Annotated in this window: 16 protein-coding genes and 2 pseudogenes; 6 read left to right on the forward strand and 12 right to left on the reverse strand. The window is 34.3% G+C overall.

What is annotated here, in order from left to right; all coding sequences use genetic code 11:
• Nucleotides 1–108 precede the first annotated feature (108 nt).
• From F596_RS0107795 to F596_RS0107850, 11 genes and pseudogenes are all read right to left on the reverse strand, one after another.
• Nucleotides 109–1,296, reverse strand: a complete 1,188-nt coding sequence (locus tag F596_RS0107795) for an IS256 family transposase (RefSeq protein ID WP_019036510.1) — start codon at nucleotides 1,294–1,296, stop codon at nucleotides 109–111.
• A gap of 271 nt (nucleotides 1,297–1,567) precedes the next feature.
• On the reverse strand, nucleotides 1,568–3,778 hold the full coding sequence (locus F596_RS0107800; RefSeq protein WP_019036511.1) for a peptidase domain-containing ABC transporter: 2,211 nt from the start codon (nucleotides 3,776–3,778) through the stop codon (nucleotides 1,568–1,570).
• A 6-nt stretch (nucleotides 3,779–3,784) separates the two neighbouring features.
• Nucleotides 3,785–4,492: a hypothetical protein gene (locus tag F596_RS0107805; protein ID WP_008449161.1), complete on the reverse strand. Its 708-nt coding sequence runs from the start codon at nucleotides 4,490–4,492 to the stop codon at nucleotides 3,785–3,787.
• Nucleotides 4,473–6,788 carry an outer membrane beta-barrel family protein gene (locus tag F596_RS10980; protein WP_238292954.1) on the reverse strand — a complete coding sequence of 772 codons (2,316 nt, stop codon included), beginning with the start codon at nucleotides 6,786–6,788 and terminating at the stop codon, nucleotides 4,473–4,475. The genes F596_RS0107805 and F596_RS10980 overlap by 20 nt, the downstream gene beginning before the upstream one ends.
• Nucleotides 6,789–6,790: 2 nt before the next feature.
• Nucleotides 6,791–8,056, reverse strand: coding sequence for a DUF6734 family protein (locus F596_RS0107815; protein ID WP_019036513.1), 1,266 nt, complete (start codon nucleotides 8,054–8,056; stop codon nucleotides 6,791–6,793).
• Nucleotides 8,053–9,066, reverse strand: a complete 1,014-nt coding sequence (gene gwsS, locus F596_RS0107820) for a grasp-with-spasm system SPASM domain peptide maturase (protein WP_019036514.1) — start codon at nucleotides 9,064–9,066, stop codon at nucleotides 8,053–8,055. The genes F596_RS0107815 and gwsS overlap by 4 nt, the downstream gene beginning before the upstream one ends.
• A gap of 226 nt (nucleotides 9,067–9,292) precedes the next feature.
• On the reverse strand, nucleotides 9,293–10,285 hold the full coding sequence (gene gwsG, locus F596_RS0107830) for a grasp-with-spasm system ATP-grasp peptide maturase (RefSeq protein ID WP_019036516.1): 993 nt from the start codon (nucleotides 10,283–10,285) through the stop codon (nucleotides 9,293–9,295).
• 88 nt (nucleotides 10,286–10,373) lie between these two features.
• Nucleotides 10,374–10,538: a TIGR04149 family rSAM-modified RiPP gene (locus F596_RS10985; protein ID WP_019036517.1), complete on the reverse strand. Its 165-nt coding sequence runs from the start codon at nucleotides 10,536–10,538 to the stop codon at nucleotides 10,374–10,376.
• A gap of 164 nt (nucleotides 10,539–10,702) precedes the next feature.
• Nucleotides 10,703–11,038 (reverse strand): annotated as a pseudogene (locus F596_RS0107840) (bifunctional DNA primase/helicase); the annotation flags it as partial.
• Nucleotides 11,039–11,157: 119 nt separating this feature from the next.
• Nucleotides 11,158–12,076: pseudogene (locus tag F596_RS10990) on the reverse strand (IS982 family transposase).
• A gap of 250 nt (nucleotides 12,077–12,326) precedes the next feature.
• On the reverse strand, nucleotides 12,327–13,577 hold the full coding sequence (locus F596_RS0107850) for a phosphoglycerate kinase (protein ID WP_008448381.1): 1,251 nt from the start codon (nucleotides 13,575–13,577) through the stop codon (nucleotides 12,327–12,329).
• A 117-nt stretch (nucleotides 13,578–13,694) separates the two neighbouring features.
• On the opposite strand from F596_RS0107850, the gene queC reads away from it, so the two are divergent.
• Nucleotides 13,695–14,348, forward strand: a complete 654-nt coding sequence (queC, locus tag F596_RS0107855) for a 7-cyano-7-deazaguanine synthase QueC (protein ID WP_019036520.1) — start codon at nucleotides 13,695–13,697, stop codon at nucleotides 14,346–14,348.
• 60 nt (nucleotides 14,349–14,408) lie between these two features.
• Here queC and F596_RS0107860 read toward each other — a convergent pair whose 3' ends face one another.
• Nucleotides 14,409–15,281, reverse strand: coding sequence for a sigma-70 family RNA polymerase sigma factor (locus F596_RS0107860; protein ID WP_008449796.1), 873 nt, complete (start codon nucleotides 15,279–15,281; stop codon nucleotides 14,409–14,411).
• Nucleotides 15,282–15,676: 395 nt separating this feature from the next.
• On the opposite strand from F596_RS0107860, the gene F596_RS0107865 reads away from it, so the two are divergent.
• The 5 genes from F596_RS0107865 (at nucleotide 15,677) to atpD (ending at nucleotide 22,934) form a co-directional block, all read left to right on the forward strand.
• Nucleotides 15,677–17,425 carry a bifunctional metallophosphatase/5'-nucleotidase gene (locus tag F596_RS0107865; RefSeq protein ID WP_024992733.1) on the forward strand — a complete coding sequence of 583 codons (1,749 nt, stop codon included), beginning with the start codon at nucleotides 15,677–15,679 and terminating at the stop codon, nucleotides 17,423–17,425.
• Nucleotides 17,426–17,465: 40 nt separating this feature from the next.
• Nucleotides 17,466–18,254: an NAD(+) diphosphatase gene (gene nudC / locus F596_RS0107870; RefSeq protein ID WP_019036522.1), complete on the forward strand. Its 789-nt coding sequence runs from the start codon at nucleotides 17,466–17,468 to the stop codon at nucleotides 18,252–18,254.
• Nucleotides 18,255–18,262: 8 nt separating this feature from the next.
• Complete coding sequence (locus F596_RS0107875) at nucleotides 18,263–19,564, forward strand: NCS2 family permease (RefSeq protein WP_019036523.1); 1,302 nt, start codon at nucleotides 18,263–18,265, stop codon at nucleotides 19,562–19,564.
• An 812-nt stretch (nucleotides 19,565–20,376) separates the two neighbouring features.
• On the forward strand, nucleotides 20,377–21,354 hold the full coding sequence (pfkA, locus tag F596_RS0107885; protein WP_008451419.1) for a 6-phosphofructokinase: 978 nt from the start codon (nucleotides 20,377–20,379) through the stop codon (nucleotides 21,352–21,354).
• 53 nt (nucleotides 21,355–21,407) lie between these two features.
• Nucleotides 21,408–22,934 carry a F0F1 ATP synthase subunit beta gene (gene atpD, locus F596_RS0107890; protein ID WP_008451393.1) on the forward strand — a complete coding sequence of 509 codons (1,527 nt, stop codon included), beginning with the start codon at nucleotides 21,408–21,410 and terminating at the stop codon, nucleotides 22,932–22,934.
• Nucleotides 22,935–22,967: the final 33 nt, after the last annotated feature.

Consider the following 22,967-nt stretch of genomic DNA (forward strand, 5'->3'; position numbering starts at 1 on the left):
TTGGTGATTCTTCATGATGCAAAGATAACAAATACTTATGAAATTATGTGCCTGAGAGGAGAGGGCTTGCAACTGGGTTTTAGGACTGACCCCTTAAAAGTGTGTAAGCTATTCTTCTCTTTTATCCTTTGTATTTCCATTTTCGTTTATATTCTTCCAACTTTTAAACTGGTATATTTTCTTTTTGTAAGCATTTTTTGTTTCTTCCATTGCCACTGATCCCAAGAGAAATATAACAGCTTGTGCTGATGGCATGGATGTTCTCATATTGATAGTCCTTTTATACTTTCTGTTGAGTCTTTCAATCCTGTTAGTCGTGTATATACACCTTTGCACTTCTTTTGGAAAGTCCATATATGTGAAATATGCCGTATTTCTTTCTGCCTTGTATTTCTTGAGGGTTGGATACTTCTTTTCCCATCTGTCTACAAAAGTAACAAAATGTTCGTATCCCCACAAGGAATCCATACTATCATCTTCCATACGAAAGACTTCTGAGAGTTCACTGGCTATGGCGGGCTTGTCCTTGTGGGCAACACTATTGATAACCTGACGCTTGAGGTGTGCTACACAAAATTGATGTGCGGCACAGGGGAAAGCAGCACAGACGGCGTTCTCTATGCCTGTTAGTGCATCAGAGATAACCAGGTCTATTTCCTTAACTCCTCTATCTTTTAGAGTATCAAGCTCGTCTTTCCAGCATAGGGCACCCTCGGTGGGATGGTTGACTACTGAAAGCACCTCCCTGCTGCCATCCTCAAGTACGACCAATATCGTATAATAGGCTTCTTTTGACACCTGTCTGTCCCTACGGGTGGAGATGAAGGTTGCATTGATATAGACTGCCAGATAGTGAAAGAAAAGATTACGGCAAAGCCATTTCTCGACATCATCACGACAACTGTTTGCCAAATAGGAAACCTGTTGTTTGCTGTAGGAACGACCATAGACACACTCATAAACCTCGCCTATCTGTTCTGTTGTGAGTCCCTTCGTATAAAGAAGATTGAATAGACGCGCGCGTTCCTCGCTTTCGTTACGTATCAATCCAAGAAGGACAAGGTAGAAATTACCACTACGGCTACGGGGAATGCGAAGAGAAAACTCAAAGCCATGACTGTACCAGCGACGACTACGAAAGCCATTGCATTGTTCATCTTTGTTTTCACTGACGAATAATTCACGCTCGTGAAACATCAATGAATTCATGATTAAAGACTGAAGAGTTACAAAACCCTCACTACTGCTTGTGTAATTAGAAATAATTTCCGAAATTTGTAATTGTGTAAGTTCCATTTCTTATCTTATTTTATATTTCAAATACAAAGATAATAAAAATATGGGCTTACACACTTTTATATGACAGTACCCGGTGAATTCAACTAGAAAGTGTAAATTTCCCTTATGTCGATGCCGAACTGGACAATGGAGAGGGGCATACCAATACTAAAGTGAAGGCAGTGAAGTACCCCTTTATCCATTAATCATGTTCCGAAAAGATTATCCTATGCAGCTATTTCACATGCATAAAAGATTCTATACAAAGCATTCTTGAACATTAAATATGTTAAATGTCAAGCTGATTTTTCACCAGTTGGTAATAGACGCCTTTTTTACTAATCATGGTTATATGGTCGCCCTGTTCACAGATTTTACCATCCTTTAAAACAACTATATTATCAGCGTTTCGCACAGTGCTAAGTCTGTGGGCAATGATGATGGCAGTCCTCCCCTTAATAAAATTATTCAAATTTTCCATGATTTCATGTTCATTATTAGCATCGAGAGAATTTGTGGCTTCATCCAATAAAATATACTTAGGGTTTTTATAGATAGCTCGCGCAATGAGAATTCGTTGTTTCTGGCCTAAACTTAGACCATGACCATCGTTTCCAATTCTTGTTTTGTACTTCAACGGTAATTCTTCAATAAAATCATTAATATTAGCAATTTTAGCAGATTTCTTAACTAATTCTGTATTTGATGGTTCAATTCCCGATGTAATATTATTTTTAATTGTATCAGAGAAGATATAGCCTTCTTGCATAACAGTGCCGCAACATTTTCTCCATTCTCTTTTATTCATAGATTCCAAATTGACTCCCCCAATTTCGATGCTCCCCTTATCAGGACAATAAAACCCAAGAATCATCTTTAGGATAGTAGTTTTTCCACTACCGCTAAGGCCTACAATTGCGGTTACCTTGCCTTCTGGTATTTTTAGATTGATATCATTTAAAGTCGGTTTAGAGCTCAATTTGTCATATCTAAACGTGACATGGTGCAATATAATGTCACCATCTAGCATGGAGTCCGTGCCTACTTTGGTCTCATCATCTTCATTTTTTTCCTCATAAACATACTGAAGTCTGTTAATACTTAATTTTGCATCTTGATACTGTCGAAAGAAATTAATCAATTGTTCGACAGGACTATTCAGCATACCTACAATATACTGAATGCTTAGCATCATGCCAAAGGTTATTTTACCTTTGACAACCAAGGTTGCTACAAGTGCTGTTATGATGAGGTTTTTTACCTGATTGAGGAAAAAACCTCCAGATTGCTGATACTGAGATAACTTAAGACCTCTTATCGATAGGCGATAAATATTTCGTTGTATACTCTCCCATTCCCATCTTTTTTGTTGTTCGCACACATTTAATTTAATTTCCTGCATTCCTGATATTAATTGAATAACACTACTTTGATTAGCAGAATTCAAAGAAAATATCTTATGGTCAAGTAATTCCCTTCTTTTCATGAATCTCCATACCCAGCATATGTATAATACACTTCCAGTAAAAAATATTAAAGCAACTATCCAGTTATATATGAGTATGACTACACCTAATACGATCATACTCACAATTGAAAACAAAGTGTCAAGACTTGAGTCTGTCAAAAATGCCTGGATTATCGAATGGTCATTGATACGCTGTATAATATCGCCATTAAGTTTAGTGTCAAAAAAAGATATTCGTAATTTCATCAATTTCATTAAATAATCAGAAATCAAGGCTATGTTAGTCTTAGTCCCAATAATCAACAATGTCCAACTACGAATAAAACTGACAATAGCTTGACCACACTCTAAAGAAAGTTGCCCAATAAGGATTAGCAGGATGATATTAATGTCTTTTCCCTTGATACCCCAATCTGCAATTGCTTGTGTCAGAAAAGGTAACATAAGTTGAATTGTTGCACCACAAACCATCACAGACAGTAATAGTATTATCTTCCTTTTATATGGCTTAAGATAAGAAAAGAGAAATACAAGTGTTTTCTTTTCATTTCTCTTTAATTTTTGATCTCCTCGCTTTTCATAAAATAATGGAGTAGGTTGTAAGGATAAGGCGACACCTGTTGATTGACCATGTTCATCTGTGCCATTCAACCAACTTGAACTAAATTCCCATTCATTAAATACCATTCTAACTCCGCCAGCAGGATTAGCAATGTAAAACGTGCAACCCTTCTTCGTCTTCTTAATTTTATATAGCACTGTGAAATGGTTTTGATTCCAATGAAGAATACAGGGTAACGGCATCTCATCAATCAATTGAATAAGGCTCAATTGAGTACCAACAGTATGGAATCCAATTTTCTCGGCAGCTATACTAATACCATATAAAGATACACCTTCATTAGATATATGGCATAAATCATGAAGGTGTTCTATATTATAGTTTTTGCCATAATACTTACTAATCATGGCTAAACACGTCGGACCGCAGTCCATTGCGTCATATTGTTGCAAAACTGGAAATCTCTTCATTTTTTGTCATTGGTTGGCTACTATCAATTTCCTAGTTATATCTGTAAAGCCTTCAAGGGATATCCATATGTTAGGAAGCATCTCCGGTTGCGTTACATCCCAATGATATAGAGCAGGGAAAGGATAGTTTTTTTTATCTGCTTGCAAGATATAAACAATAGCGTAGAAATTACCCTTAAGCATTAGACGATCAACACACAACACTCGTTTCTTTGATGGCGAGATAATGAGGTTTCGCCAAAAGTCTCCAATCTGTAGTTTACGTTTGCCATTCCATTCATCAGCTAATTCTACTACACAATCACCATTGATATTCAGAGAGTAGTTAGGCGCCCACTCTTGATTTTCGCTGTTAAGTCTTAAGATAATAAATTTATCAGCAGCCACAAATTCTACCCTCTTGTCCTTAAATGGTAGTTGGTTGATGCTTGCTTTAATCAAATCATAAGCCGCATATTGATTATTAAAATTCGACTGGTTTATAAAATTTAACGTATAACCACCAGTATAATTAGGCGACAGTAAATCTTTTCTCAACGGATATTTAACATTCGTCTTAAAATTGATGACCTCAAATGTATTTTCGTTCACGCTTAGCTCTGATGGATCTATAAATTCGAAATTAGAGCTACTGCATCCTATAAATAGGGAAGTAGCCAACATTATAACTATTACAGATTTCATTGTATATTTATTAGAATCGATGTATTTCATTTGACTTGGTATTTGAAAGATGTTTTTTTTGTTTATAATTAAAAGTATAAGAAACCAGAATGAAAATATTATCGTTATCTCTATTGCTATATGAGACGTCATTTATCAAGCCACATTTCGTTGTACTAGTACGTGAGCGAGGGCATAAAACATTGTTCATTGATAATGTAACAAACCAATTTTTTATATTTTTTGAAAGCGAAACTTGAGTATTCCACTGCTCTGTAACCTCCCTAAAGAGAGAAGAATTCTTGCCATAATAATCCACAAATAGCATAATACTTAAATTGTTTTTTAACTCGAAAGTATTATGCACTTTGAAATTCACATATGGATGATTGAAATGATAGAGGGCATCCATATAAGTATATGAGAAAGTTTGCCCACCAAGTCCAATCTCAAGGTACGGAGTATAGAAACCAAAATGCTTCCACCAGTTTACCCCAGCACTCCAGCGTTTGTAATTTGATATATTTACAGCCTGAGATAACACAATATCTTTTGACGCTCCCATTAAACTTCTCTTCATTGCTATGTCATCATTAACGAAATCACATGAAGCGATAAAGCGTAATTTTTTGTATGATGCTAACATATTAATTGAATTCGTATAAGAATAATCTAACATGGAATTTCCTTGAACATAGTAGTATCGACTTTGATATTCTATGTTATCATTCAGTTCACCATAGTTTGGTTTTCTTACGGTTTGTTTATAGCCCAACGATACACTAGTAACATTATTTGGATGAAATGAAATATTTAATGACGGGAATAAATTATTATAATCACGACTTTGAGATTTCTGTTTCATATTCCCGACAAAGTACTCCCAACTAACATGTTCATAACGCAACCCTGCACTCACAGAGAATCTTCCTATTGAGGCATTTAGATTAGTAAACGCAGTCCCAAGTATTTGTTCATTTTTATTTACTGTATTCGCCATTTCGGTTTTGATGTTTTTTTCATCAAAATCGAAAATTTGTTTATAATGTGAATAGGTGAATTCACCGCCATAATTAAAAGACACTTTACTTGTTAACGGGGTATTAATGTCTGCAACAAATGAATTCATTAAATAATGAGACTTACTTTTAGTTGAAACATCAACATCATTTTGATCCTTGTAGAAAAGTTTTCTATCCTGTGTACCGACTAAAATATCATCCGTTAAATCAAGTTTAGTTTTTCCAATAAAAAAGGTGTAAAATGTATTCGTAAGCCATTGGATAGGAACATTTTTAGATTTGGTTATTCCTTCTGTGTGGAAGTCGTTTACTCCATTCGTGAAATGATCAATCATCGCATTATCAATAGTATGATTATGCGTGTATTTTGTAACCCTTGTATTGAAACCAACAGTCTGCTGGATTGAAGGCTGGTAAGTGAGCCCTAAGTTTCCATTCAGAAAAGTCATGTCATAGTCTAAAGTCGTACTATTAGTATATAACTTTGTTGGCTTACTAATAATGGATGTTCTATCCTCTGTTTTTTCCTGAGTTTTATAATTGGCATGACCTATTTCTCCTGTAATTTGCCACTTGCCAGAATTATACACTACAGATCCTCCTTCGTTATTGGAGAATTTTCGACCTCCAGTAATACTCGTATATGCATTACCTCCCACCCCATTAGGATTGTCTACTGTAAATATCTTAATTACCGCCTTAACATCTGAAGAATATCCTGATCCGGGATTTGTAATCACCTGAACTTTTTTAATTCTATCAGAATTTACAGTCTTAAGGATATTTGTATCGTAGACTTTTCTATTATTTAAATAAACAATAGCCTCACCACGGCCAAATACATTGTACTCACCGCCACCACCTGAAACAAATGGTATTTGGTTCATCAAATTATCCAATGTTCCCGCTTTAGCTAATATAGAGTTTTGAACATTTGCAGTAATGATATCATTTTCATTTTTAAAAAGACTATGTTTGCCTTTCACGATGACTTCGTCAATTTCGGCTAACATTGTTTTCAAGATAATACGTAGAGGCTGTTGAACTTTTTTAGAAAGGCTGATGGTGTCAGCAGACATGCCTACATAAGAAGTTATAAGGTAACCTGGATTTTTTCCCCCTTTAATTGCTAAAGTAAAAGTTCCCTCAGAAGATGTCGTAGTTCCTACCACATAGTGCATACAAGAATCGACTTGTATAACATTTGCTAATTTAACGACTTTTCCATTGTTATCATAAACAATACCCTTAATCGTATGCTCCTGAGCAAACATAGACACAGATGATAAAACAAGGAAAGAAATAATCAAACTTGAAATCTTCATATCTAATCAGTTTTTACTTCTAAAAATCGGTTACTATATACATTCTGGACAATCAGGTGGAAAATATTCTCCCTTATAGCAGTAGCATTAATATCTCCAGCAAGTTTATTTTCAATTATATAATCACACAATTCATTACCAGTTATGTAATCTTGGAAATAGGCTAAGAAAGATCCCCAACGTTCAAGTTTCTTGCTTTCACAGTTACGATTCAACCAATAAAAGTTTCCGTCAAAATTCAAATTGACATCCTCCCTTAATTTGAAAAGTCCCTTGGTCATTAACTCTTCTTGAGTTTTATACACCTTAAGCTTTTTGTATGAACGATTGAAATCATCAAAATATCTCATGGATTTCTCATTGATATTGTAGTGCATACCTTGACTTTCCAAGTAATCAAGAATAATGCGATACTGCCGTGGGAATTCACTTCTCAAACGATATTCCATTTGCTCACAAATAAAATTACACTGCTTTATCAAGCCAACACAATGGGTATAATTAACAGTGAATTGGGCAGTTTCCAAATTAATATATTGAGAAAAATCTGAGCAGTCGTTATTTTCTACCATGTATGCTGTAGGGATTGATTCTTTCTTGGCCATCTCAGAAAGCAGTAGTTGCTCAAAAATGATATTGAATGTACCATCTTTTCCTTTTTTTGCCAAAATATAGGGTACTGCATCTTTAACTGAATCCATTGCCATGTGAGCATAACGCTGTATGAATTCAATATTGTTACCACCAAAAAGTCCCATATTAATAGATTGTCTACATTTAGAATCTAAAATTATCTTTGGACACACTGGTACATTTTGACGTAAGAAGTCCAATGCTTCTGTATAATCATCAGTAGCTTTTGGAATAATCCATTCAATATTCTGACCTACAAGTTCAGCTTTTTCTATTTTTTCAGGGAACTTGTCTGAAATGAAAATATCATTATCAACGTGTAAAAAAGGTTCGTTTTGTAAGGAGTATGTAATTATTTTCCCATATGCCCAAAACGATTCGTCCATATCTAAATCGTTAAGAACATTATGGAAACGAGTATAGGGAAGATGTAATGCTTCTTTGAAAAGATGCATGCCAAAATCATCTGTGTATAATTCCACATCATCATAAAACTCCTTTAAAGTCAAGCAACTATATGACATAGCTGCCAACGCATAACGAAGGTTAGGCCAACCTCCATTGAGACGGTTCTGATATGTTTCTTGATTGGATTTTAAAAGAGGCTTACTCCAAAAGCTCTGTATAATTTTCATTCTAAATAAGGGTTGTAGTGACACTTTAATGGTGCTGACAAAGGGTCATTAGCATCTTTTACATAAGCACGACAGTCTTGACACATGTATCGCAACTCACTATCTTTACATTGCTTAATTTCGTCTTTTTGCACCTTCCATATTTTCTGGAATTCTGGATTATTAGCTACATTAAAAAGTTGACATTGCTCATCAAATAGACCGTAGCTTCTTTTCATAGATGGACAATTTTTTATATTACCAAATCTGTCAATAGAAATTTTTCGGTTCAGGCAATTGTTATAAGATAGTGACTCTAAATACAATTCCGTTTTTGGTAACATATACCAAGGAGAAATCACACCACATTGCTCCTCTGATGTGATAGATTCAGAAGTATATATTATATATATCTCCTCACTATCATAGATTTTCTCTATCCCTTTGGGACAACTAGAGACAGTAACTTTCCTTATTCTGGGATTGGCATATCGAAGTTGCAAAATGTTCTCAAGTTGCATTTCTTCTGTATATGGGAATAGCAATTCTAAATCACGAATACACGTTCTTTTTGTATATGTTATTACAGATAACAAAGAATCCAATCTCATATCGTTATAAAAACGAAGTTCAAGATTTTCGCAGCCTATGTCATGCAATTGTTTAATAGCCTTTTGCAAATCATATGAAGAATTGCTATCGTAATCAAAAATAGCATTTGTAATCAAATGTGGTGCCTGAACTTTAGCACTTATTGCCTTAAATTTTACTTCATCCTTATCACAGAACAATCCTAAATCTTTCTTATTGAGGAAATTCATATACTCTTCTATCGTATCTTCATTACCTGGATATTTTTTTAGGATTTGACCTAATGAGAGATGCTTATCGTGTTTTAAAATATATGAAAGTGAATGAGGAATTAACACATAAGATTCTCTCTGCAAGTCATAAATAGCAGATTTATTCTTCCCATCGACAACCTTACAACATGGGAAAAGTACAAAGTATTTATTGTGATTAAATTTCATATTTTTTTAATCTGTAGCTTCTCGGGTGTACTCAGGTATCTTGATATGTGTTTTGAATAGACCATGCAAAAATAATCTAAATTGAACTTGTCTGGACAGGTAGCAGTACATTGTAGTCCTGCTATATCTTTTGCCTTAGAGTTAACTATAATCTTCTCTGCTAGCAGATAATTCAAACTTAATAGTCTTCTCGTATCTTTGTCGACAAATCTATAAAACTTTTGTTTCATATATTAACTGATGAATGTGTAGTATCCAGATTTATAAGTCTTTTAGCAACTATTTTATGGAGTCCATAATTACATGGGAAATCTATCATCCCAAACTGACCTGTAGGGTTTATTTCCAAGAAATAAAGCTTGTTGTCAGTGCCCTTAATCATATCTATTGAGCCACAATTCAAATGAAGATTGTGCATCAACTTACTCAACCGCCGTTTAGTATCCACGTCAAGGTCGCAAGGAACATAGCGATTAGGTTTATCCCAATTATAATTTCTAAAATCCAATTTTGTCTTCTTGTCACTTTGAGAGAAAATAGCCATAGTATAGAAACGTCCACAAATATAGAAAATACGAAGTTCGTACTTCTTTGCAATTGTTTTCTGCACTAGTGATGGCATGAATATCTCTGGCAATCTATCAAAACTCCTTTTATCCACCATAGTAGTGTACATCATACTCTTATGATTATCGCCCCATGAGGGCAAAATTGGGTCAAGAACAGATTTCGATATTACTTTTCCTACTAAACTCTTTAAGTCATTCTTAGAATTGAGAATATAAGAGTCAGCTATATTTAGACCACATTTGCTGGCTTGATAAAGCACATCAAATTTATTGATATTTATATATTCAGGGTCAGTTAGCCAATTTCTGTCTCTCAAAGCATAATTAAAGAAGTCTATAACCTTATGGAATTCTTTCGTAATGTGGTTAATAAGTTCTTCATTAAGTTTTTTAGTCTTACAAATTTCCTTGTAAGTATTGGAACATCTGAAGAAGCCATATTTTCTAAACCAAACTGCACCGATATTTTCCAATGGGATTTCATTATTATCGAATAAGCATTGAAATTTAGAGCCCGTAAGAGAAATCTTTATCTGCTTATTGATAAAGTCATTGGTGTTAATCCTCATGAATGGATGCTTGTAATACTTAAGCCAATCTTGAACCAAATCAGCACTTAAATCACCATCATTGGTAAGAATCAAAATCATTTTACTTTCTACTTTCTAAAAGTAAGAGAGCACGTGTATAAAGCCATGCTCTCTCATTCCCTCTTAGTTACTTTATTGGCATGTGGAATTAATCGCCATAAACACCATCAGCAGAAGCACTACCGTCATCACCAGCATGACCATTAGAATAGCAAGTCACAGTATTTAAACTGTAGCCACCCTTGAGACGTTTCATTTTCTCAACATCAATTGCGCTGAATTTAGGCGCAGTAATCTTTTCAAATTTTTTCATTTTTAATAGTTTTTTAATTATATTGCTGGTTTGTTTGTATATCACCAGCGAGATATGTTTATCTAGAAAAACGCACAAACTTAATAAAAATTTTTAGGATAACAAGAATAGATTGGATGCTAATTGCTGTCCTTAACATAAATTAAGCATTCTTACAATTAAAGTATCAGGTCAGCAATACCATCGATAACCACAAGATGGATACCTCCATGTCTATGGTGAAACAGGGCCATGCTCTCACGAATGATTTTCAGTCTGTCTTTGCGGGAGAGCGATGCAAGGTAAAGCGAATGGTAAAATTGTGGCACAGACTCAACGCCAGCTCTCCGAAGAGTCTTACCCAAGTTTTCTTGTAGTTGTGCCTCGGACTGCTCCGTATCATAGTGAAGCACTGTCATGCCTTTGGGATTGGCTGTAACATCCAACCCCAGGGTTTGCTCAGCCTGTAACCGTTCGGCGACAAGTGTACCCGCAAGAATTGCGGATATATAGACCCCAGTTCGGGTTAAGCCGTCTATATTTTGATAAGTTAGGAGCATTATTCCTTGTTAGAATCATGTGCACTATAATACATCCCACTCTATCATGAATGGGATATGATTTAGATAAAAAATGTTGCTTAAAACAACGCCAACTGTTTAGAGTCTTCTATGCAATATCCCTGGAGAGCTTCTAGCTTGTTTTCAAAGAAGCAGTATGCCCCCAAGGCAGATACAAGATTCATGATAAAGTTTGTCACAGACCTATGGCGTGAATGTACAATTTGGGCAGTGTTTTTCAGAAGATCATTGATGGTTTCTATGATATATCTTTTGCGCAGCATCATTCTATCATAGAAAGGCATGAGTTTGTTTTTCATATTTACCCTGAGCCCCGTCACCAACTGAATACCATCTTCAAAAAGAAAGTCAAAAAGTTTTTGTAATATGTATCCTTTGTCAGCGAACAGTTTGCCATACAGACGTTTGGCAAGAACCTTGAAAACCTTTGTGTCTTTGTCACTTACATTTGCTCCAGTAAGAACGAAAATTATGATTTCCCCTCTGTCATTACATGCCAGATGAAGCTTGAATCCGTGACACCAGCCCATTGTTCCTTTCCCATTTGTTGCAACGCCTTTGAACACCTTGTTGGCATAGCGTCTAAGATTGTGGTATACAGGAATCATTGTTGAGTCAACAAATGTAATACCTGTACATCTTCCAAATGCACGCAGATTAAGAAAGAACATAAGAGGGAAAAATACCCTACTTTCAAGTTCAACAAAACGGTTGTAAGAGACAGCGTTAGGGAAGTACGTCTTAAAAGTCCCCTTGATGAAGAATAAGATAATAGTGCTTGAAATTACGAAATGTTCCGAAATGGAAATACAATAAAATAGTCATGATTTCGCTGTCGGACAAGGAAGCCTTACGCCTTCTACGCTTCGTGGTATCGTCACCTAAAAGCAGTTTTCCGCCATTTTCAGCTTCAAAATGTTTACAAAAATCATCTATAACACAGAATAATTCAGTAATTTTGTAATCGGTAGTCTGCATAAGTATATTTGTAACTGTTTGATTATTAACTATAAAGGTACAAACTGTTTATGAGACTACCTTCTTCTTTATTTACTTTTTTGCGTTTTCTTATCCCGAACTAAGGTATCAATTTCTACTGAACCGAAAATTTTCCTAACTCTTTTCTACTGACCAAATAACAAAGTAGAAGGTAAATACTTATACTTTATTAGTATTTACCTTCTACTTTGTTATTTAAAAAGTTTTATAAGGTAGTAATAATTATTTATTACTTCTCAATAGCAGCAACACCAGGTAGAACCTTTCCTTCAATAGCTTCAAGCATGGCTCCACCACCTGTTGATACATAAGACACTTTATCTGCTAATTTAAATTTATTAACAGCTGCGACAGAATCGCCTCCACCAACAAGAGAGAAAGCACCATTCTTTTGGGTAGCCTCTGCAACATACTTAGCAATTTCACCAGTGCCATGTGCAAAGTTTTCAAATTCAAAAACTCCTACAGGGCCATTCCATAAAATAGTTTTAGAACTAAGAATAATTTGTTTCCATTCTTCTAAACTTTGTTCAGCAGCGTCCATACCTTCCCACTCATCAGGTATTTCATTAATAGGGAATACTTTTCGTGGAGTATCATTAGAAAAAGATTGCCCACATACAGTATGTGTAGAAAGAGAAAGTCTAACACCTTTTTCTTTAGCTGCAGCGATAACATTTAATGCTTCTGGAATTAATTCATCTTCATGTAAAGACTGTCCTATTTTTCCACCTTGAGCTTTTATAAAAGTATATCCCATACCTCCGCCAATAATAAGGTTATCTACCTTATCAAGCAAATTTTTGATAACAGCAAGTTTTGAACTTACTTTTGAGCCACCTATTATTGCTGTAAAAGGATGCTGTGCATTCTTTAAAACGTTGTCTATAGCAGAAACTTCTTTTTCCATTAAGAAGCCAAGCATTTTGTGCTCAGCATCAAAGTTGTCTGCAATGACTGCTGTCGAAGCATGTTTACGATGAGCTGTTCCAAAAGCATCATTTACATATACATCAGCATAAGAAGCTAATTTCTTAGCGAAGGCTTTCTGACGTCCTTTCATTTCTTCCTTAGCAACATCATATTCAGGAGTTCCCTTTGCTACATCTACGGGTTTACCTTCTTCTTCAGGATAATAGCGTAAATTTTCTAGCAAAAGAGCTTCACCTGGTTTTAAAGCAGCTGCTTCGGCATCAGCATTACCTGCGTCTTTAGCAAACTTTACTTCAACTCCTAACGCTTCGCTTACATTTTTAACAATTTGACCTAAAGAAAGCTCCATTTTTACTTTTCCTTTAGGTTTTCCCATGTGGCTCATCATTATTAAAGCACCACCATCAGAAAGTACTTTCTTTAAAGTAGGAAGCGCACCACGAATACGTGTATCATCTGTAACATGACCATTTTTATCTAATGGCACATTAAAATCGACGCGAACAATTGCTTTGTGTCCACTGAAGTTGAAATTATTAATTTTCATCTGTGTTAAATATTATATTGTTATACTTTTTAAATTACTACAAAAATACAAAAATACATCGGATTGATGAAATCATATCTATTCTTTTTATTATTTTTGCATTATAAAGAAAAAAGTATGAGAAATTCAGTAATAATAGTAAGTGGGGGATTAGACTCTATAACCCTTTTATATGAAAAAGCTGACGACATAGCATTAGCTATTTCGTTTGATTATGGTCAGAATCATTCAAAAAATGAATTACCATTGGCAGAATATCATTGTAAGAAATTGGGGATACCTCATATAACAATACCTTTAAAATTTATGAATGTGTATTTGAAAAGTTCTCTTTTAGAAGGTAGTGAGGCAATACCTGAGGGGCATTATGAAGAGGAAAATATGAAATCGACAGTAGTTCCTTTCCGAAATGGAATAATGCTTTCTATTGCTATAGGGATAGCTGAAAGTCATAACTTAAAATACGTAATGATAGCTAACCATGGTGGAGATCATACTATTTATCCAGATTGCAGACCAGAATTTATTTCAGCAATAGATAAAGCTGCGTGCGCTGGTACATATATTAATGTGCAGGTAGTAGCACCTTATACAAATATAAGTAAAACAGAAATAGTGAAACGAGGTGTGGCTTTAGGAATAGATTATAATAAAACGTGGAGCTGTTATAAAGGAGGAGAAAAACATTGTGGAAAGTGTGGTACTTGCGTAGAACGAAAAGAAGCTTTTCTTAAGGCTGATGTAAATGATCCTACAGAATATGTTGAGTAAATAAAAAAATACAGAAATTAAATACTAATAGGTAAGTATTTAATTTCTGTGTTTTTTTATTTATCCTAAGTATTTCATAAGTACACGAGCATTACCGCTTTCGCGTATTTTCTCAATAGCTTTTTCACGAATCTGACGTACGCGCTCTCGTGTAAGTGCCATTTCTGTTCCAATTTCTTCTAAACCTTTTTCTTGGCAGCCAATACCAAAACACTCTGTAACTATTTTTATTTCACGTTCTTTTAATGTGTTCTGAAGTACAGCACGAAGATCATCGGACATTGATTCGAAATCTACACCTTTATCTGTACGCGAATCTTCTCCTGACGAGAGCATATCACTCATTGAATTATCGTCATCATCACTAAAAGGAGCATCAATGCTCATGTGATGGTTATCAGCACTTTGGCTTTGACGTATACGTGCTTCATCAATACCTGTTATTTCTGCTAATTCATGAATAGATGGGCGTCTATTATGTTTTTGAATAAACTCATTGGTAACTTGATTAATCTTTGAAATAGCCCCTACCTGGTTTAAAGGTAAACGAACAATACGGCTTTGTTCAGCTATTGCTTGAAGAATGCTCTGACGTATCCACCATACAGCGTATGATATGAATTTAAAGCCACGTGTTTCATCAAATTTTTCGGCAGCTTTTACAAGACCTATATTACCCTCATCGATTAAATCAGTCAAAGATAGACCTTGATGCTGATATTGCTTAGCAACAGATACTACAAAACGAAGGTTTGCCTTGATTAGTTTTTCTTTAGCACGTTCTCCCTTAAGACCTCCTTTATGTATTTCTTGTGCTAATTCTATTTCTTCATCAACTGTAATCATTGGCTCTCTACCAATCTCTACCAAATATTTATCAAGTGCCTCGCTAGAACGATTAGTAATACTTTTTGAAATCTTAAGCTGTCTCATGAATTATAATGTCTCCAAAACTAATATTATACAATTAACCCATTATACATAAATGGATTGCAAAGGTACAAGAAAAAAACAAGAATTCTTATATAAGAAAGATAGATTTAATGTTATTTAATCTAAATATAGCAGTAATGATATAGGTATGGTAAAGCTATATTATAGGGAAATATAGTAGAAACTTACATTTAGTGAAAACATACAGAAGAATAATTGTGGTTATGTAACAAAGAAAAATACCTGTGGGCTGTTACATTTAAGAGGAAACTGTAATTTTTAAATATTAACAATATACTTCAAAAAAATGTTGTTTTTCAGATATTATTTGTATTTTTGCCACATCTTTAATAGCAGTTATCGCTAATTTATACAACATAAAAATACTAAATTAAATGAAATTTTATACATTTCTTCTTTCTATGATGATAGGACTTTGTAGCCCAACTATGGCACAAAATAATGATGTTACACTAAAAATTATAGAAACATCTGATATCCATGGTTCTTTTTTCCCATACGATTTTATAACACATTTACCTAAAAAAGGCTCTATGGCGAGGGTAAGTAAATATGTAAATGATCTAAGAAAGAAATATGGGGATCAAAATGTTTATTTGCTTGATAATGGAGATATTTTACAAGGACAGCCTATATCTTACTATTATAATTATATAGCAAAGAACAAAAAAAATATTGCTTCTATGGTACTAAACTATTTAAAATATGATGCAGCTACTGTAGGTAATCATGATATAGAGACTGGGCATGCTGTCTATGACAAATGGTTTAGTGAATTGGATATGCCTATTTTAGGTGCTAATATTATAGATACAAAAAGCTGTAAGCCTTATGTTTCCGATTATTGTATAATTAAGAAAAATAACGGTGTTAAGATAGGAGTTATAGGAATGATAACTCCTGCTATCCCAAACTGGCTAAAAGAAAATATTTGGAGCGGATTACAGTTTAAAGAAATGGTGAGATGCGCAAAGGAGACTATTAGGAAAATGAAAGCCAAAGATAATCCAGATGTTATTATAGGATTATTCCATTCAGGGTGGAAAGGTGGTATTATTACCAAAGATTATGCTGAAGATGCTTCTAAAGATGTAGCTAAGCAAGTAGATGGATTTGATATTGTTTTCTTTGGTCATGATCACACACCGCATAATTCGGTAGAAACGTCTTTAAAGGGTAAAAAAGTGGTATGTCTTAATCCTGCCAATAATGCACAAAGGGTAGCAGTTGCCACTATTACTTTATCAAGCAAGATGAAAGGGAACAAGAAAGCTTTTCATATTAAGAATATAGAAGGAGAGCTTGTTGATGTTAGTACATTGGGGGTAGACACAAATTACATTAATCATTTTCACAAAAATGTAGAAGAGGTAAAACTATGGAGTGATAAGGTTATAGGATATTTAAAGAACACGATATATACCAAAGATTCTTATTTTGGCAATTCTGCTTTTAATGACTTGATATTAAACTTAGAATTAAAAATAACTAAGGCTGATATAGCCTTTAATGCTCCTCTTTTATTTAATGCATCTATTAAAGCAGGACCAGTAACAGTAGCAGATATGTTTAATTTATATAAGTTTGAAAATCAGCTATGTACTATAAAGATGACAGGTGAAGAGATACATAAATATTTAGAGATGAGTTATGATCTATGGGTAAACACAATGAAAACACCTAATGATCATCTTTTGTTGTTAGCTGATACTAAAAGTGATGCTCAGCGATTAGGATTTAAAAATTACTCGTTCAATTTTGATTCAGCTGCAGGTATAAACTATACTGTAGATGTAACAAAGCCTAAAGGACAAAAAGTAACAATCCTTAAAATGAGTAATGGCGAAAAGTTTGAAGAAAAAAAATGGTATACAGTAGCCGTAAATAGTTATCGTGCTAATGGTGGAGGAGAACTACTTACAAAGGGTGCAGGTATTCCACATGAGCAACTAAAGAAACGTATTATATGGGAAAGTAAGCAAGATCAGCGTTACTATCTTATGAAAGAAATAGAAAAGGCAGGAACTATAGCTCCAGAGGCTAACAATAATTGGAAGTTTATACCAGAAGAATGGGTAAAACCTGCTGCTGAACGCGATAAAAAATTACTTTTCGGAGAGTAAAGTTTTATTTTTTACACATTATATATATAGAGAAGACGCTGTGAAATATTGGTTTATATTTTATAAAGATAATATTATACTAAAGAAAGAGGGAAATACTTATAACATTCCTTTTGCAGAAAAATCTCCAATACCCACATATTCATGGACACATATAATGGATATAACACCTACCGAAAATGGTTATAAGGTGAAAGCGTTTAGTATAAATACAGCTATTATAAATGATTCTCAATATGAAATGTGTAAGCTCCGCGAGTCTTTTTATAAATTATCTAAAGAGCTTTATATAAAAGCAGGTAAGTGTTACGAATTACTTTATTGGGATAAAAACACATCATTCTGTGGTATATGCGGTGGCATTATGAAGATGAATACCAATATATCTAAACTATGCACTAATTGTGGGAAAGAATTTTGGCCACAACTTTCAACAGCTGTTATAGTACTTGTTCAGAGAGGAGAAGAAGTGTTATTAGTGCATTCACGTAATTTTAAGACTAATTTTTATGGTCTCATTGCAGGTTTTGTTGAAACTGGTGAGACTTTGGAAGAAGCTGCTCATAGGGAAGTTTTAGAAGAAACAGGAATAAAAATAAAAAATTTACGATATTTCTCTTCACAGCCATGGCCTTATCCATGTGGATTGATGGTAGGATTCTTTGCCGAATATGATAGCGGAAGACTTCATTTGCAAAAAAGCGAACTGTCAAAAGGTCATTGGTTTTCAAAAAACAATCTTCCTACTATTCCAGAGCCATTGTCTATAGCTCGTATTATGATAGATAATTGGTTGAAAAATAAAAAAGAAAATAAAAAACAAAACTAAAAAAAAGTATGACGTTCTTATTTAAAGTGTTAGGATTCGATCCTAAGCAGATGAAGCTTCGCACTGAAATTATTGCAGGAGCAACTACCTTTTTAACGATGAGCTACATCTTAGCTGTTAATCCCGCTATTCTTGCTTCAACAGGTATGGATAAAGGTGCTCTGTTTACGGCTACAGCCTTAGCCTCGGCGATAGCTACTTTCTTGCTCGCTTTTATGGCAAAACTCCCTTTTGCACAAGCTCCATCTATGGGGTTAAATGCTTTTTTCGCTTATACTCTTTGTCAAGCAATGGGATATACATGGCAACACTCACTTGCCATTATGCTTATAGAAGGGTTTGCTTTTATTCTTATTACTTTTCTCAATGTTAGAGAGATGATATTATCTTCCATTCCTTATAACTTACGTTTTGCTATATCTGCAGGTATTGGAATGTTTATTGCTTTTATTGGCCTAAAGAATGCAGGAATTATTGTTGCAAAAGAAGCTACCTTTGTAGGTTTGGGCGCTTTTACACCTACTTGTATAATAGGTGTTATAGCTATATTGCTAAGCGGTGTACTGATGGCAAACAATATAAAAGGTTCTCTTTTTTGGAGTATAATTATAACAACTATTATAGGTATACCTATGGGAGTTACTAAGTTTTCTGATGGTTGGCTTCCTTTAGCAATGCCACAAGATATTTCTCCTATCTTCTGTAAATTTAATTTTGCAGGTCTGTTAAGTTTAAAAACTTTACTTGTAGTATTCTCTTTATTGTTGGTTAATATTTTTGATACCCTTGGTACTTTGATGGGATTAGCAGATAAGACTGGTATTATGTTGCAAGATGGTAGCATTCCTCGTGTAAAAGAAGCCATGATGAGCGATGCTATAGGAACTACAGTAGGAGCAGCTTTAGGGAGTTCCACTATTTCTACTTATGTAGAGAGTGCTAGTGGTGTTGCAGAAGGTGGAAAATCTGGTGTAACCTCTTTTACTGTTGGATTGTTATTTGTATTAGCATTATTCCTTTCTCCTATATTTATGATTATTCCCAGTGCTGCTACTAGTGGTGCTTTAGTAATGGTAGGAGTGTTAATGCTTGATTCTGTAAAGAAGATTAATCTACAAGATATATCAGAATCGTTCCCGGCTTTTATTACAATGATAACAATGGTGCTTTGTTATTCTATTGCTGATGGTGTGTGTCTTGGCATTTTAGCATATGTAATTATTAAAATTTGCACAAAAAAGTGGAAAGATATCAACTTAACTCTTTGCATTTTATCTATCCTTTTTATACTCTATTTTATTAATAATTAGACATTGTGTTTTTATTCTTAACACTCAAGATCTCTTAGAAAAAATATATAATTAATTTTGTATTTGTTGATGGGATTATATTTTTATAGGCTATTTTTTGTATATAAAAAAGCTATTAAGTTTATAAGCTCTTCCTCATAATACTCTAAAGAGTAACTGTTTAAGAAAGAAAACATGGTGACAAAGAAGGTAAAAGGTGATAAAGTGAAGTGTAAAATAGCTTATTTTTGATGCTTTTTTAATTTATTTTTGTATCAAAAATAAGCTATTTTTGTTTTTCATATACTTATTATAGCTATGTAAAAGATTGTTTTTGATATGATAAAAGTTACTGTATAGGTATGTGAAAAATCATATTTTTTTTAAAAAGATAATAGCTTATATGGTTAGAAGATATTTATATATCACAAATTATAATAATCTGTCTGTAGGTTGTTTGTTATTATAATCTAACTTAGAAGGAAAAGTGTAGTTGTTGTTTATTAGCTTTGTTGTATTGTATATAATATTATTTTTTAACAATTTTGCAATGATAAAGGTTTTAGCTTATGCTTTTGCTGAGTAAGAATGATGTCGAAGTATTAAATAAGTTTAATTTAAAAGATAGTATAGTTATTTTAATTATATAGTAGTATGTATTAATAACTTTCTATAAAGAGGACATTTAAATGTTTTTTTTCTTTGTAAAATAAATTAATTTATAGCGTTAAAGTTAGATAATTTTTTATAGTTTTTGGTGTATAACCACGTTTTATTTTATTATCTTTGTATGTGGATTTCGATAACTTATAGACTTAAAGAAGATATATCAAATGGCTAAAATCAAAACTATTGGTGTGCTTACTTCTGGAGGAGATGCTCCGGGTATGAATGCAGCTATTAGAGCTGTTACTCGTGCTGGTATTTATAACGGTTTTACTATCAAAGGTATTTATCGTGGTTACGATGGTTTGATAGCAGGCGATATAAAAACATTTACAACAGAAAACGTAAGTGGAATTATCGGGCAAGGCGGTACAATATTAAAGACGGCACGTTCTAAAGCTTTTGAAACGCCAGAAGGAAGGGCAAAGGCTTATGAAACAATACAGAAAGAAAATATTGATGCTCTTATTGTAATAGGTGGGAATGGTTCACTTACAGGAGCAATGATTTTTGCTCGGGAATATGATATATGTTGTATAGGTTTGCCTGGTACAATTGATAATGATTTGTTTGGTACAGATAACACTATAGGTTATGATACTACAATGAATACGATTATGGAGTGTGTGGATAGAATAAGAGATACAGCACAAAGCCATGAGCGTATTTTTTTTGTAGAAGTTATGGGTCGTGATGCAGGCTTTTTAGCTCAAAATTCGGCTATAGCCAGTGGGGCAGAGGCTGCAATTATCCCAGAGGACTCTACAGATGTAGACCAGTTGGCTCGTTTTATGCAACGTGGAATACGTAAATCAAAAAAGAGTTGTATAGTGATAGTTTCAGAAAGTCCAAAGTGTGGTGCTATGTTTTATGCAGATCGTGTGCGTAAGGAGTTTCCTGATTATGATGTGCGAGTATCTATTTTAGGGCATTTGCAGCGTGGAGGTAGGCCTTCTGCGCGCGATAGGATATTAGCCGGGCGGACAGGTGTAGGAGCGATAGAAGCTATTTTGCAAGGTCAGAGAAATATTATGATAGGTGATAGAAATAATGAGCTTGTTTATGTTCCTTTGTCTGAAGCTATTAGAAAGGATAAGCCTTTTGATAAAAAATTAATTAAAGTTTTAGATGAATTAAGCATTTAATAATGTTAGATTCAAATTTTGTTAGAATATTAAAAATAAAAAAATAAGATATTATGTCACAAATAATCGGACGTATTTCACAGATCATTGGTCCTGTTATCGATGTTTATTTTGACACTCAAGGTGAAGAGCCTGAAAAGGTATTACCTCGAATCAATGATGCTTTACGTGTAAAGAGGTCAAATAAAGAAGATCTTATAATTGAGGTACAGCAGCATATAGGCGAGGATACTGTACGTTGTGTTGCAATGGATAATACAGACGGTCTGCAACGAGATTTAGAGGTCGTACCAACAGGTTCGCCTATAGTAATGCCTTCTGGTGATCAGATTAAAGGAAGGATGTTAAATGTTATAGGTCAGCCTATTGATGGTATGGAAGCTTTAAGTATGGAAGGTGCTTATCCTATTCATCGTGAAGCTCCAAAATTTGAAGAGCTTTCTACGAGGAAAGAGATATTATCTACAGGCATAAAGGTTATTGATTTATTGGAACCTTACATGAAAGGTGGTAAGATAGGCTTATTTGGTGGTGCTGGTGTAGGTAAAACAGTACTTATTATGGAGCTTATCAACAATATTGCTAAAGGGCATAATGGTTATTCTGTGTTTGCTGGTGTAGGTGAGCGTACTCGTGAAGGAAACGACTTGATTCGAGATATGTTAGAGTCGGGTGTTATTAAGTATGGTGAGAAGTTTCATGAGGCAATGCAAAAAGGCTTATGGGATTTGTCTTTGATAGATAAGGAAGAGTTAAAGAAATCGCAGGCTACATTAGTATATGGTCAGATGAATGAACCTCCTGGGGCTCGTGCTTCTGTAGCTTTGTCAGGCCTTACAGTGGCAGAGGAGTTTCGTGATCATGGTGGCAAAGATGGAGAAGCTGCTGATATCATGTTTTTTATTGATAATATATTCCGTTTTACTCAGGCTGGTTCAGAGGTTTCAGCGTTGTTAGGTCGTATGCCTTCAGCTGTTGGTTATCAGCCAACATTAGCAAGTGAAATGGGAGCTATGCAAGAGCGAATAACATCTACGAAAAATGGATCTATTACTTCAGTACAGGCTGTTTATGTTCCTGCCGACGACTTAACTGACCCTGCTCCTGCTACAACTTTCTCTCACCTTGATGCTACTACGGTATTGGATCGTAAAATAGCAGAGCTTGGAATTTATCCAGCAGTAGATCCATTGGCAAGTACTTCACGTATTCTTGATCCATTAATAGTAGGTAAAGAACATTATGAGTGTGCTCAGCGTGTAAAAGAGACTTTACAGCATTATAATGAGCTTCAAGATATTATAGCTATTTTAGGTATGGATGAGTTGTCTGATGAAGATAAGCTCGTTGTAAATCGTGCGCGTCGTGTACAACGTTTTCTCTCTCAGCCTTTTACTGTGGCAGAACAGTTTACAGGTATTAAGGGAGTAATGGTGCCTATTGAAGAAACTATAAAGGGCTTTAATGCTATACTTGATGGCGAGGTAGACGATCTTCCTGAGCAAGCTTTCTTAAATGTTGGAACAATAGAAGAAGTAAAAGAAAAGGCTAAAAAGTTGCTGGCTGCAGCACAAGGCTAATTTTTACATAAGACAAAATAAAAAAGCTTTAGA

Source organism: Prevotella amnii DSM 23384 = JCM 14753, assembly GCF_000378745.1.
GTDB lineage: Bacteria > Bacteroidota > Bacteroidia > Bacteroidales > Bacteroidaceae > Prevotella > Prevotella amnii.

What these genes read in the sequence shown, in the direction of transcription:
- F596_RS0107815 (WP_019036513.1), bottom strand. Translation starts at nt 8,056, where the DNA reads ATGAAAATTATACAGAGCTTTTGGAGTAAGCCTCTTTTAAAATCCAAT.
- F596_RS0107875 (WP_019036523.1), top strand. Translation starts at nt 18,263, where the DNA reads ATGACGTTCTTATTTAAAGTGTTAGGATTCGATCCTAAGCAGATGAAG.
- F596_RS0107850 (WP_008448381.1), bottom strand. Translation starts at nt 13,577, where the DNA reads ATGAAAATTAATAATTTCAACTTCAGTGGACACAAAGCAATTGTTCGC.
- pfkA (WP_008451419.1), top strand. Translation starts at nt 20,377, where the DNA reads ATGGCTAAAATCAAAACTATTGGTGTGCTTACTTCTGGAGGAGATGCT.
- F596_RS10985 (WP_019036517.1), bottom strand. Translation starts at nt 10,538, where the DNA reads ATGAAAAAATTTGAAAAGATTACTGCGCCTAAATTCAGCGCAATTGAT.
- queC (WP_019036520.1), top strand. Translation starts at nt 13,695, where the DNA reads ATGAGAAATTCAGTAATAATAGTAAGTGGGGGATTAGACTCTATAACC.
- F596_RS0107865 (WP_024992733.1), top strand. Translation starts at nt 15,677, where the DNA reads ATGAAATTTTATACATTTCTTCTTTCTATGATGATAGGACTTTGTAGC.
- F596_RS0107860 (WP_008449796.1), bottom strand. Translation starts at nt 15,281, where the DNA reads ATGAGACAGCTTAAGATTTCAAAAAGTATTACTAATCGTTCTAGCGAG.
- F596_RS0107800 (WP_019036511.1), bottom strand. Translation starts at nt 3,778, where the DNA reads ATGAAGAGATTTCCAGTTTTGCAACAATATGACGCAATGGACTGCGGT.
- gwsG (WP_019036516.1), bottom strand. Translation starts at nt 10,285, where the DNA reads ATGATTTTGATTCTTACCAATGATGGTGATTTAAGTGCTGATTTGGTT.
- gwsS (WP_019036514.1), bottom strand. Translation starts at nt 9,066, where the DNA reads ATGAAATTTAATCACAATAAATACTTTGTACTTTTCCCATGTTGTAAG.
- atpD (WP_008451393.1), top strand. Translation starts at nt 21,408, where the DNA reads ATGTCACAAATAATCGGACGTATTTCACAGATCATTGGTCCTGTTATC.
- F596_RS0107805 (WP_008449161.1), bottom strand. Translation starts at nt 4,492, where the DNA reads ATGAAATACATCGATTCTAATAAATATACAATGAAATCTGTAATAGTT.
- F596_RS10980 (WP_238292954.1), bottom strand. Translation starts at nt 6,788, where the DNA reads ATGAAGATTTCAAGTTTGATTATTTCTTTCCTTGTTTTATCATCTGTG.
- F596_RS0107795 (WP_019036510.1), bottom strand. Translation starts at nt 1,296, where the DNA reads ATGGAACTTACACAATTACAAATTTCGGAAATTATTTCTAATTACACA.